This window comes from Mycobacterium sp. 94-17, assembly GCF_035617725.1.
Lineage (GTDB): Bacteria > Actinomycetota > Actinomycetes > Mycobacteriales > Mycobacteriaceae > Mycobacterium.
Map to the genome: position 1 here is coordinate 20,302 of NZ_JAPIYN010000002.1, position 12,772 is coordinate 33,073.

Genomic DNA, 12,772 nt, shown 5'->3' on the forward strand with positions numbered 1-12,772 from the left:
CTAGTCGTCGCTAACACGGACAGCGGACCCGATGGCAGCTTCGCGCTGCTGAACCATTGCCGAGCGGTTCACCTTGGTGGCGGCGCTGCGAGGTATCTCGCCGACGAACTCGACCGTCTTGGGTGCCTTGTACGAGGCGAGCTTGGCCTTGGCGAATTCGATCACCGAGTCCGGCGTCGGGGGGTGGGCGACGTCGCGCGGCTGGACCACCGCATGAACACGCCGGCCCCAGCGGTCGTCGGAGAGACCGATCACGACGACGTCGACGATATCGTCGTGATCGAGCAACGCTGACTCCACTTCGGCGGGAAAGACATTCGCGCCTCCGGTGACTATCATGTCGGTGCGCCGGTCAGCTATGTAGAGGTAGCCGTCTGCATCCAGGTGGCCCAGGTCTCCTGCCGACGTGAAACCATCCCGTGTCGTCGGCAGCGGTTGTGCCCCACCAAGATAGCGGTAGCCACCCGTCATCGGTGCGCGAAGGCAGATCTCGCCGACCTGCCCCGGAGGCACCGGCGTGCCGTCGGCGTTGGCGATCCTTATCTCGGTGTCGCGGAACCCGCGACCGACGCTGCCCGGATGCTGCAGCCACTCGTCCCCGCGAATCGCGGTCAGGCCCAGGTTCTCGGTCATGCCGTAGGCCATGACGATCTGCTCGGGGCTCAGCAGTTCGAACCAGCGCCGCAGCAGTGCTTCGGGCATCACGGCGGCCCCCTGCAGGATCCAGTCGATGCTGGACAAGTCTCGCTGGTCGACGTCGTCGAGGTCGGCGATGCGCGAAAGCATCGTCGGGGTTGCGGTGAAGTTTGTCACCCGGTGTCGTTCGATGCTGGTGAGCATCCTTGGTGCGCTGAACTTTTCGAGGAGGACCAGGCGATCACCGCCCAGCAGGTAATTCAGGGTGAGGAAACCGTTGGTGTGGTAGAGCGGTGCGGGAACGAGGATGGTCTGCGGCTGGGTCACCGGACGCCATTGAGCCATGAACGGCTCGCTGAGTTGCGGGGTCCAACGGGTGGGTGCGGCGTTGAGGATGACTTTTGGCAGCCCGGTGGATCCACTGCTACAGATGCCGTTGGTGGCCGGTGACACGTGAATGTCGACGGGCTCGTCGGGTAGGCGCTGGGCCGCCCGGGTGTACTCAGCGGTGACCTCCTCGGTGAGTATCAGGGCGGGCCGGATGACCTCGAGGAGCCGTGCCCGCTCCCACTCCGGTAGATCCCAACGCATTGGCACGGGGATGGCGCCCAACTTCCAGCTGGCCAGTGTGGCCAGCACGAGTTCGGGAGAGTTCGGGACGGCCAGCGCCACCATGTCGCCTGCAGTGAGTCCGCGTTGGCTGAAAAGTCGGGCCCACTGATTGGCCCCGCGCTCGAGCGCATGCCAGGTGAGGGTGGTCTCGGTGTCGTCGATATGGACCACGACGATGGCGACGGCGTCTGGTGTGTTTTGGGCGCGGATCAAGACCTGTTCGCCGTAGGGCACACCCGCCTCGGGCATCGGGGGTTGCCGGGTCGGCAGGGATGCGGGTTCAGGCATGTCTGGGGCCTATCCTCACTTGTCGATTGGACACATCTTCGGTAGGGCCGCGCTGCGCCGGCGCACTCCAATCAAGGTCGAGAGCGACCTGCTGTGGCGGCTGGGCGACCTGTTCACCGGTGATCGCTTGGTGCACCATTGAATTCAGGGATGGCGCCGTTAGAGCGTCGCGGAGGCTGAGTTGATCCGATGTCGATCCGATCTTCATTCGAAAACCCTTTTTCAACAAAAAATAGCAACTTACCCGGTCTGGTCAGCCGGCGCGTGGGCATGGTCGTACGGCTCAGCTCTGCGCGGCGCGTCGCCGCACTTCGCTCGGTACGACGGGTGGCCGAGCCCACGGTCCGCGGGTGACGGCGTGGAGGCGTATTTCAGGCAGGGCAACGGACGGGACAACGGTATCGAGCCATGCCACGGCGTCCGCGACGTCAAGGGCGCTGACCGCATTCATTTCAAACGGAACGTCTTGGAGCATGTCGGTTTCCACCGGGCCAGGGGTGACGATGTGGACCGCGATGCCGTCGCGATCTACTTCCAGGGCCAGCGCCCGGGCGAAGGCGTTCATGCCGGCCTTGGACGCCGAGTATGCCGTTCTGCCCGGCATCGGCTCGTGGGATGCCGACGACGATACGAACACAAAGCGCGAACCAGGCACCATTAATGGCAGGGCGGCCGAAGTAACCACGAAGCAGGAATCCAGGTTGGCCGCCAGCGTGGCGCGCCACTGTTCAAGGCTTTGCTTGCGGGCGTAAGTGCCGCCCAAGACGCCGGCGGCGTGGACCACGAGATCGATGCGGCCGACGTCCCTCGTCACCGCCGAGAAGCTCTCGGGATCGCCGACGTCTGCCACGACATAACGCGCACCGACCTCGGCAGCTGCCGCGCGCAGCGCCTCCTCCCGGCGGGCGCACAACACGACGTCGTAACCTCGCTCGGCGAGCGCGCGCGCACACGCCTTACCAATGCCGCCGCTGCCGCCAGTGATGATGGCGTTTCTCATGTCTTCCCTTCTGCCGATCCGATGCCGCGGGCGGGTCGCAATCAGACCGGTGTCGTCTCGCTGAGGTTGTCGGGCACGCCGGCGTAGCGGCGCGACGACGTGAAGCACGACGCGGGGTGTTGTACATCGCCGAGTTTCGATCACCTCGGTGACCGCTCGCTGCGTCTTGAGCACCGCCTTGCATCCGCGCATCGACGGGTGTCGTCCGGCGGCGTAGCGCAGCTCGGCCGATTGTGATTCCTGATCGGGTCGGCGTCGGGGGCGCTCATGGAGGCGGTCCATTCCAGGTCGTGCGGGCCGGCCGCTGCAAACAGCGCCATGCTCCGAAGCAGATCTGCTTTATTGCTATGATAGCATAAATAAGGTTTTTGCCGTGCTATTCGAGCAATGGGGAAGGCTGGTGTGATGAGAGAAGCCGTGTCCCGCTTTCCCTTCGCGGCATACCCGAAAGGCTGGTTCCAGGTCGCCTACAGTCGAGATGTCGCCTCGGGCGAGGTCGCGGAACTTCACTATTTCGGACGCAAACTGATGTGCTATCGGGGACAGTCGGGCAAAGCGTATGTCCTCGACGCCTACTGTCCACACCTGGGCGCCGACATCGGGGTCGGGGGCACAGTCGCGGATGACTGCATTCAATGTCCTTTCCACGGATGGAAATTCGACGGAGACGGGACCAATGTCGAGATTCCGTACACCAAACGCCCGAACCGGGTCGCCCGATTGCGGGCCTGGCCGACCGTCGAGCAGGCAGGCATTATCTTCGTCTGGCACAGCCCAGAAGGCACCGAGCCGGAATGGGAGATTCCGAAGATTCCCGAGGCCCACGACACCGCCTTCACGTTCTTCGCTCCCGAAGACGCGCGCTGGCGGTTCCGCTCGCATCCGCAAGAGGTGTTCGAAAACGTGGTCGACATAGCTCATTTCGCCACGGTCCACGGTGTCTCCGCGTTCGGCAAACTCGACGTCGAACGCCAGGGACACACCTTCAAGGCCGTTGCCGAAGTAAACTTCGAGACGCCCCGGGGGCCGGTATCAGGCGCGGTAGATTCGGAACTGTTCGGGTTGGGCATCGACGTGGTGCGTCACCGGGGTCTCGGCAAGTCGTGCACGCTGCTGACAGTAACTCCGATCGACGGGGAACACGTCGATGCGCGGTACACGTTCTTCGTCGCCATTGATGCCGAGACCGGCGAGATGACCCGAATGGGACGCGGTTTCGTGCGGGACTTTTGCAAACAGATCACTCAGGACATTCCGATTTGGGAGAGCAAGATCTATCGTGACCGGCCCGCCCTGGCGCTGGGTGAGTCAGCGATCACGGAGTTTCGGGCGTGGGCCGAACAGTCATACAGCGTGGCCGGCAGCGCGTGACCGGGCGGAAAGTCGGGTGCTGATGCAGATACCATCGTTCGACCGTGTGTTCATCGGCGGCCGCTGGCAAAAACCAAGCGGTGCGCGGATTGACGTCATCTCCCCGCACACCGGGGACGTCATCGCTTGCGCGGCCGCGGGTTCGGCGCAGGATATCGATCTCGCCGTCGGCGCGGCACGCCAGGCCTTTGACGACGGACCGTGGCCGCGGTTGGCACCCGAACAGCGCATTGCCAAAGTGCTTGAGCTGGCTGATATCTACGCCAAAAGAGTAGACGACATGGCCGACTTGATCACCGCGCAGATGGGTTCTCCGGCCAGCTTCAGTCGACTCGGACAAGCGGCCGGTCCCGCGACAATGATGCATCTGTCGGTGGACGTCGCGCGCGCCTTCCCATGGGTGGAGAGTCGCGACGGCATCCTTGGTGAGGTTCGTCTGCGCCGCGCGCCGGTGGGTGTGGTCGGCATCGTCATCCCATGGAACGTGCCGCAGTGCCTGCTGATGCCCAAGCTCATTCCCGCGCTGCTCGCCGGCTGCACGGTGGTGGTCAAGCCGGCGCCGGAGACGCCCCTGGATTCACTCTGGGTCGCAGAGATGATCGAGGAGGCCGGTTTTCCCGACGGCGTCGTGTCCGTGATCCCAGGCGGCCCGGAGGTCGGCGAAGCGCTGGTCACGCACCGCGGAGTCGACAAGGTTGCGTTCACCGGCAACTCGGCGACCGGCCGTCGCATCGCATCACTGTGCGGCGAGCAGCTCAAGCGCTACAGCCTCGAGTTGGGTGGAAAATCGGCCGCGATCGTGCTCGATGATGCCGACATCAGCCGGACGGTAACGGGCCTCAAGATGGCCAGCTTGATGAACAATGGTCAGGCCTGCGTGGCGCAGACACGAATCCTGGTCAACCACAGCATGTACGACGATTTCGTCGAGTCGATGGCGGAAATGATGGCGGGGCTGCAGGTGGGTGATCCCACCGACCCCAGCACGGACATCGGACCCTTGGTCTCGCGCCGTCAGCAGCAGCGGGTGCTCTCCTACATCCAAAACGGAATCCACGCGGGCGGACGCGTGGTCGTCGGAGGACCCGAGACGCCGCGGGAACGCGGGTGGTACGTGTCGCCGACGCTGTTCGCCGATGTCGACAACGACATGGCAATTGCCCGCGAAGAAATCTTCGGGCCCGTGGTGTGCGTCATCGGCTATGACGACGAAGCCGATGCGGTGCGCATCGCCAACGACAGCGACTTCGGGCTCGCCGGTTCGGTCTGGACCCGCGATGTCGCCCACGGCCTGGACATTGCAGCCCGGGTACGCACCGGCACTTACGGCATCAACATGTACATGCTCGACATCAGCACCCCCTTCGGCGGATTCAAACAGTCCGGGGTGGGACGCGAGTTCGGCAGGGAAGGCCTCGACGAGTACGTCGAGATTCAAAGTATCGTCAGCGCAGATACTCTGCCCGTATTGGAGGCGATGGATGGGCATCACTGACACCCGACGGAACCCGGAACTTCCATGACCGTCCACCATGCCGCGATCGTCACGTCGAATCTCGCTCGCTCTCTGCGGTTCTGGCGTGACGGCCTGGGCCTGGCCGAACTGATGGATCACACGTTCACCGGAGATTGGCCGACGCTGTTCGACGCGACGACAGACGTGCTGCGGTCGGTCTTCTTGGGGGACCCGAGATCGCGTGACGCGGGCGTGGTGGAACTCGTCGTATTCGAGGATGCCGAAGTAGTGGAGGATCCAATGAAAGCAGGTTCGGCTCCGAGAACAGGGTTTTTCCTGCTGTCGTTGCAGCGTGAGGTGGAGCCCACACTCGCGAACCTCGCAACCCTCGGGTTCAACGACGGAGTGCGCCGGATCGCCGTCCGCGCGCCCGCCGGCAAAACAGTGCAGATGGCGGTTATCACCGCTCCCGACGGTGTGCGGGTCGAACTCGTCGGGGCGCCCGCGTGACCGCGATCGTCACCGGCGGCGGCTCGGGCATCGGGGCGGCCGTTGTGTGCAGACTCCGCGATGCGGGCGAGCCCGTGGTGTCCTGGGATCTCCGTGGCGGCGATATCTGTTGCGACATCAGCGATCCGGATGCGGTCACGGCGGCGACCGAGCACACGATCGCAGAGCATGGCGTGCCCGACAAGTTGGTGGCGTGTGCCGGGGTGGGAGCGACCGGGATGTTGCTGGAACAGTCGCCTTCGGACTGGCAGCGCATTCTCGGCATCAATCTGACCGGCACCTGGCTGACAATGCGTGCCGTGGCTCAAGCCATGGTGGGCGCCTCCGTCGAGGGTTCGATCGTGGCGGTTTCCAGCATCAGCGGCACAGTCGCCGACCGCGACATGGGCGCCTACTGCGTATCGAAGGCCGGTGTCGACATGTTGGTGCGAGTGGCGGCAGCCGAGTGGGGGACTTACGGCATCCGGGTCAACGCGGTTGGTCCGGGGGTCACGCGGACACCCATGCTGGCCAAACCCGAACAACTCCCCGGGTGGGTCGAGGGCCTGACCGAGCGGACGGCGCTGGGCCGGCTCGGCGAGGCTGACGACGTGGCCGAGGCAGTGGTGGCGGTTCTCGGCATGCGATGGGTCACGGGACAGACGGTGTTGGCCGACGGCGGCCTGGCGCTACACAGTCCTATCGACGCGTTCGGGCAGGTGCAACGCGTGACATCGGGTCATCCTAAGGCGTAGCCCGCCGGGCTACAGACGGTAAATGCGCTCGGCATTGGCCGCGAACAATTTATCGTGGTCCAAGTCGTCGAGCCCGGCGGTGACGCAGGAGTAGCTGGCGTAGAGATCGTCGAAGCTACCGTGTAATCCGTCGACCGGGAAGTTGCTGGCGAACATGCAGCGGTCGACGCCGAAGGCCTCGATGGCGTACTCGAGCCACGGAGCCAGCGCATCGGCGGCCACGGACTTGAGCGGCATGGCCAGGCCGGACAGCTTGCACACAACGTTGTCACCGAGGTCGGCGAGCGCATCGATTCCGTTGCGCCACAAGGCACGCTCTTCGTCGCCGGAGCTTCTGGGCCAGCCGGCATGCTCGACGACCACCACCAGGTCACCGTGATCGTGCAGTGTCCGGGCGGCCGCGACCAACTGGTCCGGGTGGGTCATCATCTCGAATACCAAGTCGCGTTCCTGCAGGGCCCGCAGCACCTCCGCGGACGGTAGCGGTCCGTCGAAGGCGCCCATCGGCCGCACGCCCCGAAAACGGGTCGCCGCCATCTGCCGTTCGATCAGCGAGACCGCCTCGGACGTCGAGTCAGTGGGTGTCAGGCCTCCAATGATCGCGTCGGGCTGGCCGTCGGCATCGGCGCGTTCATCGAGTTCGAGAGTCTCCGCGATCGAGTACTGTCCGGTGGCAGCGGCGACGTTGACCATTTTTTCGACGTTCCAACCATCGCTCTCAGCTAGGTAGGTGGCTACGTCGAATCGGCGCGACATCGCGGACACGTCGCCCATGTTCAGCTGGTCTCCATCCGCCGAAAGGTATGGGTACCAGTCGATCCGGGCCGGGTCCCACAAGTGAACATGGGCGTCGATGATGCGACCGGGCTTCGATGTCATCGCGATTGCACAATCTCTCGCAAAGTGGCGTCGAACCAGCGCGGCACTTCCGGTCCGCCGTAGCTGATGCTGCCAAGCGGTCGCGGGTGGCTGCGCAGACCGAACCATCCGTCACCCGCGACCAGTTCAGCCCCTGTGAGGCCGCCCGCTTTTGTGCTGCACACGAGGTGAGCAACGAGTTCGGTTGGCGGATCACTGCTTTCGGCGCTGATGGCAAAGGGCAGCACCAGATCACGAGTAGCCTTGCGGCCGGCGCGGGCCAGTTGCGCCGCGGCTTGTGCCCGGCTTCGGCCACCGGCGGTGGTGGCCGCGGTGACGGTCACCAGGCGCGTGCAGCGGTTAGTCGCTGCGGCGAGGTTGGCGACCGCCCGGACCCAAGTAGCGTCGGCGCATATCTGCTCACTGATGCCATCGTGTTCGCCGAGAATGCGCTCCCACTCCTCGGCCGGTCCCGCCGCTTCCGGCGATTCCGCGAGGGCGATCACCACCGCGTCGAGAGTATCGATGTTCGTCAATTCTGCGGGGTTCGTGATCTGATGTGTTGTCACTCCACGCGAATGCAGAGCGGCGGCGAACGCCGCCGCCACGTCGGCGTCGTCGGCGATGACGGCGCACGACCGGGCGGCGGGATCCGGGAGTTCTTCGGCGAGTGGCATGTCAAACGTCGAACCGAAGCGGGCGTTGCTACCGCCGCCGCTGACCTGGCTGACTTCGGCGTTCGCCAAAGCAATACGCGTCGCGGCCTCTATCACGTGCGTCTGCGATGGCACATCGTCGCTGCGCACCACTTCGATGAGTCGGGGCTCATCGATGACAGCGACCTCTGACCCGCCCACAAACAAAACCCGCCCGACGCAGGCCATGAAGGTGTCGGAAACCAGATGCGCGCCCAGCGGTCCCAAGTCCTCGGGCGCGGGCATGGAACCCAGCGACAGCCCGCCCGTGGCTGAGTCGGTTGCGCTCTTGGCACGGCTGAGCGCTGCAGCGACCATCCGCGTCGCGGCGATCGGTGAAATGGCGTTGATGACCACCCCGGCCGGGGCGTGGCGGCTCAACTGCCAAGTCAGCGCTGCGACAGCGCGTTTGGCGCAGCCGTAGGCGCCGGCATCAGCCGATCGCCACCCCGAACCGGAGGTAACCCCGAGGATGTGACCTCGCCCGCGCGCTGCCATCAGCGGCAAGGCCGCATTGAGAACGTTGCGGTAACCGTCGAGATGCACCGACAACACACTTCGCCAGTCCTCGTCTGTTCCGGTGGCGAAACCGGTCGGCCGCGTGATGCCGGCGACATTGATCACGGCGTCCACACCGCCGAATTCGCGGTCGAGATCTTCGAAGAGTTGCAGCAGCCCCGAGGCGTCAGTGACCGACACCGCGGACGCACGCGCCGCACCGCCGGCGGCGGTGATGCGGCCGGCGGTCGTTTCCTCGGGCAGCGGCAGTCGCTCGGCGCCGTCAACGGAGACAAGCGGGTCAACGGTGACGACGTAAATGCCTGTGTTGCCTAAAGATTCGGCGATCGCCGCACCGATTCCGCCGCCTCCTCCCGTCACGACGGCTACGCGCTGCCGGTCGTCGTTCACCGCAAGTCCAAACCGTTCAGATCGCCGGCCGCCAACCATTTCTCGAGCAGTTCGCGGTACGCGAAGTAGTCGCCGAAACCCCGGCCGAAGTTGGTGTCGCGCGCTCTTAGCCCGCCGGGATCGCCTTCGTTGTTCAGGCGCGACGGTGTGCACGCCGCCATGACAGCGCTCGGGTCGACGTAAGTGTCGACAATCTGTTGGATCCAGTCGGCTTCGGCGTCGGCATTGACGTCGAACGCGGTGGTGCCCTTTTGAGTGAGCAGGTGTACCGCCCCGGCGATGAATTCGGCTCCCTGGACTGCGATCTGGGTGTAGTTGACGGTGACGACGGCTTGTTGCCCAGGTGCCGGCATCACGAACATGTTGGGAAAACCGTGGCTCATCATGCCGAATAGGCTGGCTGCGCCGTCAGCCCACTTCTGCGCGAGGGTAATTCCACCTCTGCCGACGATCTCGTGACCCGCACGGCGCTGCAGCGGCGTGAGCTCACCTTCGAAGCCGGTGGCGTAGACGATGGAGTCGACCGAGTACTGTTGCCCGCCGACCTCTGGGCCCTGCTCGGTAATCCGCTCGATGCCTGCCGGGCAGTCGATGAGTGTGACGTTGGGCCGGTTGAAGGCGTCGTAATACTCGTCGTGAAAGCACGGTCGCTTACACAGATAGCGGTAATACGGCTTGAGTGCGGACGCAACATCAGGGTTGGTCACGAGTTGGTCGATTCGCTCTCGGTGCTGCTCCATGATCCCGAAGTCGAGTTCCTCGGCTTCCCGGATGTATTCCTCAACGCTGGCACCCGGGCGGCGAGGCGGGTTTTGGACCGCGGCGTAGTGGTGGGTCCAGCCATCGTCGGTGAGGTCGTCGTCGACCGGCCGGCCCAACATGATCGATTGGAAGTTGTCCATCCGGGCTTTCTGCCAACCCGGCCCCAGGCTGTCCGCGAAAAGCGGGTCGGTGGGTCGATTGCCTCGAACTCCGATCGCCGATGGGGTGCGTTGAAAGACGTAGACGCGCTTGGCTGCCTCCGCGAGCGGCGGCAGACACTGCAAGCCACTGGCGCCCGTTCCGACCAGTGCCACGACCTTGTCACGCAAATTGGTCAGTCGTGTTCCGGGGCCGCCACCTGTATAGCCGTAGTTCCATCGCGCGGTGTGAAAGGCCGGCCCCTCGAAACTGTCCATCCCCGGGATCGCCGGCAACTTCATCAAATTGAGGATCCCCACCGCAAGCACGTAGTAACGGCAGTTGAGCTTGTCACCCTGGTCGGTGTGGACGGTCCACCGGTTGGTGTCGTCATCCCACACCGCACGGGTTACCCCGGTGTGGAACAGCGCCCCGGACACCAAGTCGAAACGGTCGGCGATCGCTTCAAGGTGTTTGCGGATCTCCTCGCCGAAGGCGTAGCGGCGAGTCGGTACGTAGTCGAGTTCCTCGAGCATCGGAAGGTATTGGTAGGACTCGACATCGCACATCACACCGGGATAGCGGTTCCAATACCACGTGCCCCCGATGCCGCCGGCGTGGTCGACGATCCGGATGCGCTCGACGCCCGCCTTGCGCAGGTGGGCGCCGGCGAGCAGACCGGCGATGCCACCACCGACGATCACCACGTCAGGGTCGTCGATAACAGGATCACGCGGTGTGTAAGGCGCGAAGGGGTCGACTCGATACCCGGCAAGGTACTCGTCGCTGGTCAGATCGCGGAGGGCGGTGCGGCCGGGAACAAGACGTTTATCGCGCTCAGCAAGGTATTTCGCGTGCACGACTTCGGGATCGAAGGCCATGGCACTCCCTTCCGGATACATCATGGCCAATGTTACAAAGTCGCCGCTGAATGTCACGTATCGAGTCTTGCAAGAGGGGCATGGGGCAGGCTTCCCAGGTGGTCATCGAGTGAGCGGACATTTGAACAGAGGCTCGACTTAGCCCGAGCCTCCGGCGCTGCTTCCCAGCCATGACCCGCATGTTCGAGGCATGCAGTTCGGATGTCGACGCGTCCGAGTTCGATCAACGAGCAGCAGCATCGTCGGCAGCGATGGGCTCGAAGTCGGCTCCGCTATCAAGCCGATACCACGGTGTACAACCCCGGAACACCTCGGTGTGTACGGCGGTGGGGGAAAGCCCCGCCGCGCGCAGAGCTTGCGCTTTGAACGCTTGTGCCGCGTGACCGATCCGATGTTGCACGGTGTCGAGGGGTCGCGAACACTCAACCGGTCCGTCGCCCCAGACGGCGATCTCGGTATCCTGTCGATTCAGCAGCATGTCAATCAGGGCGGCGAGCTTGTCTGGTAGGTGTGCGACGGGTGCCCGAAACGCGAGCGTTGCCGGCAGGGGCTTCGGCAGCACCAGATCCGCGTCGGGCTCATACGGTTCCACTGCGACTCCGAGGATTCGCAGCGGAGTCGCGTCGCGGTCAGCAGGGATCAGCGCCGACGCATGCCACCCCGCTCGCACCCGATCGCTGATCCAACCGCCCGCACACCGCGCCGCGTCAGCCGGATCATCGGTGATGACGGTGACCGTATAACGAATCTGGGGCGCGACCGATCGCAGCATTGGGCTGCGCGGACTGATGTTGGTCCGGGCGGGGGCAGCGACGTGCGACTGAGCATGGTCACGCATTCCGGCCGATGTCAACGAGAGGCGTCCCGCTTGTTGCGAGGCCGTCCGGGGGGATGGGCGATCCAACCGCACTACGCCACCTCCAAAGGATATGCACTGGCCGGACTGCGTGCCTGGCTTCTGTCATACCCTTCTGTCATACCATAGCGTGACACGGAAGAGTCCAAATGTAACGGCACCACTGCACGTGCGGGCTGCACTTGCGGGCTGGTGTAGACGACGGGACATCGCTCACCGAGGTGCAGCGGCACGGCCGAATTTCGGTACGAGATCCCGCAGATAGCAGTCGACTACCACTCGGAACCTGGCGTGACTGCAAATCGTCGTCCCCAGGCTGGCACTAGGCGGACGGAACCATTGGGCCGCTGCGACTGGCGCGTCGTGTTACATTTGCGAGGACAAACGTCAGTCGTGCCGCGGTTGCAACTGGCCCGGGCGGCGCCCCCGGACCGACGGGGGTTTGATAGCCAACGGAGAACCTATCGGCGCTTAGGGTCCGCGTCGGAAGCCATCGTCTCGCTCTAGTGAACAACGGAGCCATCGGCGCCGACTTTGATCGGCATCATCAACAGCACGGTTTGAGAGGTTCAAATGTCGGTCGAGTCAACAGTTTTCAATCACGTCGGACTCTGCGTCAGCGACTGTGAAAAATCGCGCCGGTTCTACGAGGAACTGCTCGGCTTCCAATTTTGGTGGGCCATCGATCCACCCGAGGACGCCACCGCCAAGCTGCTACAGCTGGACGCCCCGATTGGCCTGCACGCCGCGTACCTCGTGCGAGATGGTCTGGTTCTTGAGCTGCTCGCTTACTCCGAGCGGCAGACGCGGGCCGGCGGCAGACGTGAAATGGATCATACTGGTCTCACTCATCTTTCGTTCTCCGTCTCGGATCTGGCCGCGATTCTGGAGAGGGTCGAGGAACTGGGGGGATCGATTGTGCGCGAGACGGCAAGCGCCCAGTCGGCCATGATCCGCGATCCCGACGGCCAACTGCTGGAACTGTTGGCCGACGGTTGGTTGGCGGTTCTGCCGCCACGGCCGTGAAGTTCGAAACCTATGGCGTGCACCCAGAAGGAGACGATCA

The 12,772-nt window shown here is 64.2% G+C and carries 12 protein-coding genes; 6 read left to right on the forward strand and 6 right to left on the reverse strand.

Translation table 11 applies throughout. The features are described 5' to 3' along the window. Positions 1 to 1,536, reverse strand: coding sequence for a class I adenylate-forming enzyme family protein (locus OQ789_RS02975; RefSeq protein WP_324683399.1), 1,536 nt, complete (start codon positions 1,534 to 1,536; stop codon positions 1 to 3). A gap of 19 nt (positions 1,537 to 1,555) precedes the next feature. On the opposite strand from OQ789_RS02975, the gene OQ789_RS02980 reads away from it, so the two are divergent. Then, the gene (locus OQ789_RS02980; RefSeq protein ID WP_324683401.1) at positions 1,556 to 1,678 is read left to right on the forward strand and encodes a hypothetical protein; all 123 of its coding nucleotides are present in this window, start codon (positions 1,556 to 1,558) and stop codon (positions 1,676 to 1,678) included. Positions 1,679 to 1,819: 141 nt separating this feature from the next. Here the strand turns inward: OQ789_RS02980 and OQ789_RS02985 are convergent, their stop codons facing one another. After that, on the reverse strand, positions 1,820 to 2,536 hold the full coding sequence (locus OQ789_RS02985) for an SDR family oxidoreductase (RefSeq protein ID WP_324683402.1): 717 nt from the start codon (positions 2,534 to 2,536) through the stop codon (positions 1,820 to 1,822). Positions 2,537 to 2,941: 405 nt separating this feature from the next. Here OQ789_RS02985 and OQ789_RS02990 point away from each other — a divergent pair, with 405 nt between their 5' ends. From OQ789_RS02990 to OQ789_RS03005, 4 genes are read left to right on the forward strand one after another with little or no spacing between them, the layout of a single operon-like run. After that, a complete protein-coding gene (locus OQ789_RS02990; RefSeq protein WP_324683403.1) occupies positions 2,942 to 3,907 on the forward strand; it encodes a Rieske 2Fe-2S domain-containing protein in 966 nt (321 codons plus the stop codon). A 22-nt stretch (positions 3,908 to 3,929) separates the two neighbouring features. Beyond that, complete coding sequence (locus tag OQ789_RS02995) at positions 3,930 to 5,402, forward strand: aldehyde dehydrogenase (RefSeq protein ID WP_324683405.1); 1,473 nt, start codon at positions 3,930 to 3,932, stop codon at positions 5,400 to 5,402. A gap of 24 nt (positions 5,403 to 5,426) precedes the next feature. Further along, positions 5,427 to 5,873, forward strand: a complete 447-nt coding sequence (locus tag OQ789_RS03000; RefSeq protein ID WP_324683407.1) for a VOC family protein — start codon at positions 5,427 to 5,429, stop codon at positions 5,871 to 5,873. Beyond that, the gene (locus OQ789_RS03005; RefSeq protein WP_324683408.1) at positions 5,870 to 6,607 is read left to right on the forward strand and encodes an SDR family oxidoreductase; all 738 of its coding nucleotides are present in this window, start codon (positions 5,870 to 5,872) and stop codon (positions 6,605 to 6,607) included. Before OQ789_RS03000 ends, OQ789_RS03005 begins: the two co-directional genes overlap by 4 nt. A 9-nt stretch (positions 6,608 to 6,616) precedes the next feature. Here OQ789_RS03005 and OQ789_RS03010 read toward each other — a convergent pair whose 3' ends face one another. From OQ789_RS03010 to OQ789_RS03025, 4 genes are all read right to left on the reverse strand, one after another. Further along, complete coding sequence (locus tag OQ789_RS03010; RefSeq protein ID WP_324683410.1) at positions 6,617 to 7,486, reverse strand: amidohydrolase family protein; 870 nt, start codon at positions 7,484 to 7,486, stop codon at positions 6,617 to 6,619. Next, positions 7,483 to 9,069 (reverse strand): SDR family oxidoreductase, encoded by a 1,587-nt coding sequence (locus OQ789_RS03015; RefSeq protein ID WP_324683412.1) that lies wholly within the window; start codon positions 9,067 to 9,069, stop codon positions 7,483 to 7,485. Before OQ789_RS03015 ends, OQ789_RS03010 begins: the two co-directional genes overlap by 4 nt. Then, positions 9,066 to 10,850, reverse strand: a complete 1,785-nt coding sequence (locus OQ789_RS03020) for an NAD(P)/FAD-dependent oxidoreductase (protein ID WP_324683414.1) — start codon at positions 10,848 to 10,850, stop codon at positions 9,066 to 9,068. The genes OQ789_RS03015 and OQ789_RS03020 overlap by 4 nt, the downstream gene beginning before the upstream one ends. Positions 10,851 to 11,073: 223 nt before the next feature. Further along, entirely contained in the window at positions 11,074 to 11,442 is a 369-nt protein-coding gene (locus OQ789_RS03025; protein WP_324683416.1) for a hypothetical protein, read from the reverse strand. An 837-nt stretch (positions 11,443 to 12,279) separates the two neighbouring features. On the opposite strand from OQ789_RS03025, the gene OQ789_RS03030 reads away from it, so the two are divergent. Next, a complete protein-coding gene (locus tag OQ789_RS03030; protein WP_324683418.1) occupies positions 12,280 to 12,732 on the forward strand; it encodes a VOC family protein in 453 nt (150 codons plus the stop codon). Positions 12,733 to 12,772: the final 40 nt, after the last annotated feature.

Bases quoted from the DNA above. Each gene is read 5' to 3' on its own strand.
- OQ789_RS03000 (WP_324683407.1), top strand. From the start codon at position 5,427: ATGACCGTCCACCATGCCGCGATCGTCACGTCGAATCTCGCTCGCTCT.
- OQ789_RS03030 (WP_324683418.1), top strand. From the start codon at position 12,280: ATGTCGGTCGAGTCAACAGTTTTCAATCACGTCGGACTCTGCGTCAGC.
- OQ789_RS03020 (WP_324683414.1), bottom strand. From the start codon at position 10,850: ATGGCCTTCGATCCCGAAGTCGTGCACGCGAAATACCTTGCTGAGCGC.
- OQ789_RS02985 (WP_324683402.1), bottom strand. From the start codon at position 2,536: ATGAGAAACGCCATCATCACTGGCGGCAGCGGCGGCATTGGTAAGGCG.
- OQ789_RS03010 (WP_324683410.1), bottom strand. From the start codon at position 7,486: ATGACATCGAAGCCCGGTCGCATCATCGACGCCCATGTTCACTTGTGG.
- OQ789_RS02990 (WP_324683403.1), top strand. From the start codon at position 2,942: ATGAGAGAAGCCGTGTCCCGCTTTCCCTTCGCGGCATACCCGAAAGGC.
- OQ789_RS02995 (WP_324683405.1), top strand. From the start codon at position 3,930: ATGCAGATACCATCGTTCGACCGTGTGTTCATCGGCGGCCGCTGGCAA.
- OQ789_RS02975 (WP_324683399.1), bottom strand. From the start codon at position 1,536: ATGCCTGAACCCGCATCCCTGCCGACCCGGCAACCCCCGATGCCCGAG.